Origin of the sequence: Pseudomonas sp. R62 (assembly GCF_000257605.1) — a bacterium.
GTDB lineage: Bacteria > Pseudomonadota > Gammaproteobacteria > Pseudomonadales > Pseudomonadaceae > Aquipseudomonas > Aquipseudomonas atacamensis.
Genome location: NZ_AHZM01000868.1, coordinates 1 through 1,294, shown reverse-complemented (window position 1 = coordinate 1,294; position 1,294 = coordinate 1). Strand labels below are relative to the sequence as shown.

The following is a 1,294-nucleotide window of genomic DNA, read 5'->3' as shown; positions in this document are numbered from 1 at the left end:
AGGCCATTGCCTGGCTGCGCAGCCACTACAACGAAGCGTGTCGAATAGATGAACTCGTCGGTATCGCCGGCATGAGCCGTTCTTCGTTTCACACGCATTTCAAGGCGATCACCTCGATGAGCCCGCTGGAATTTCGTAACCAGTTGCGGCTACAGGAAGCACGCCGGCTGATGGTCACCGAAGCGGTCGATGCCGCAGAGGCGGGATATGCAGTCGGTTACGAAAGTCCCTCGCAGTTCAGTCGGGACTACGCCCGCTTGTTCGGTATGCCGCCGGCGAAGGACGCCTGGCGGCAGCGCACGGACATTTGTGGGATTTGAATCCAGCACTTTTCTTCGCGCAGAAAAAACGAGGCCGCATTTGCGGCCTCGTTTTCCATATGTTCCGGACTACTGTTTGACGCTCAGGTAATCGCCGGTCGTATTCAGCGAGATGGTCACGTCCTTGTTGCTGCGGTTACGCCAGAACCAGCCATGGGTGCCGTCGAATAACGCGGTGAATTCGCCTTTATTGCTTTTGACCTGCTTGCCCTTGTTATAGCTGTGGAAGTAACCCTTTTCACCGTTATAGGGCTCGCCGTGCGTGTCGTAGTTCACAAGGCCACCGACCGCCGTCCATTCGTAGCTGACAGTCTTGCCCTTCAGCATTTCCAGTTTGATTTCCGTACCTTCGCCAGGTTTGAGCGTTACGCTCATCTGATTGGTTTTCAGCGCCGTGGCGGGCGCGGTTACTGGCTTGGTAACAGGCTTCTCAATGGGTTGGACTTGTGCAACTTGCTGCGCTGGAGCTGGAGCAGAAGTTGGAGTCGGAGCTGGAGCTGGAGCGGTTGCTTGAGGCGTAGCGGCTTCCGCCAACGCTTCTTGAGCAAGGATGAGTTTCAGCTCGCCCATCTGGGTCAGCCCCAGTGTTCTACCTACACCTGTCGGATCAATGGCGTATTCAGACGGCATGACAACGGTCACCAAAAGGCCGGTAGCAACCAGTATCGCGATGACGGTCGAGCGCAGCAGTCTGCGGGTGCTGGGCAGTTCATTAACAGTTGGAAGCGGAGTATTGAACATGGTCAGAATTCCTTAGGCGGAGACAAACAGGCCGGTGATCTGGTAACCGATCAAGAGGAAACCGGCACTCATCATGGCGACGTTGGCGGTATACGCGTGGCGCCAGAAACTACCGGTGCGCCGCCAATACCCCATCAAAATGAGAATCGCGCTGAGGGCCAGCAATTGGCCGATCTCGACACCAACGTTGAAGGCGATCAGGTTCGGAATCAGGCCGTCTGGTGAGATCTCGT

At 56.2% G+C, this 1,294-nt stretch carries 3 protein-coding genes; 1 reads left to right on the top strand and 2 read right to left on the bottom strand.

Annotated features, from left to right (window positions below; translation table 11 throughout):
• The coding region (locus OQK_RS00735; protein ID WP_016770678.1) for a helix-turn-helix domain-containing protein at positions 1-320 on the top strand (320 nt) is incomplete at its 5' end.
• Between the two features lie 69 nt (positions 321-389).
• Here the strand turns inward: OQK_RS00735 and OQK_RS00730 are convergent.
• Positions 390-1,061 carry a hypothetical protein gene (locus tag OQK_RS00730; protein WP_038860152.1) on the bottom strand — a complete coding sequence of 224 codons (672 nt, stop codon included), beginning with the start codon at positions 1,059-1,061 and terminating at the stop codon, positions 390-392.
• Positions 1,062-1,073: 12 nt separating this feature from the next.
• A partial coding sequence (locus OQK_RS00725) for a HupE/UreJ family protein (RefSeq protein ID WP_016770676.1) occupies positions 1,074-1,294 on the bottom strand: 221 nt, incomplete at its 5' end.

Coding starts and splice junctions, on each gene's coding strand:
- OQK_RS00730 (WP_038860152.1), bottom strand. CDS start 1,061: ATGTTCAATACTCCGCTTCCAACTGTTAATGAACTGCCCAGCACCCGC.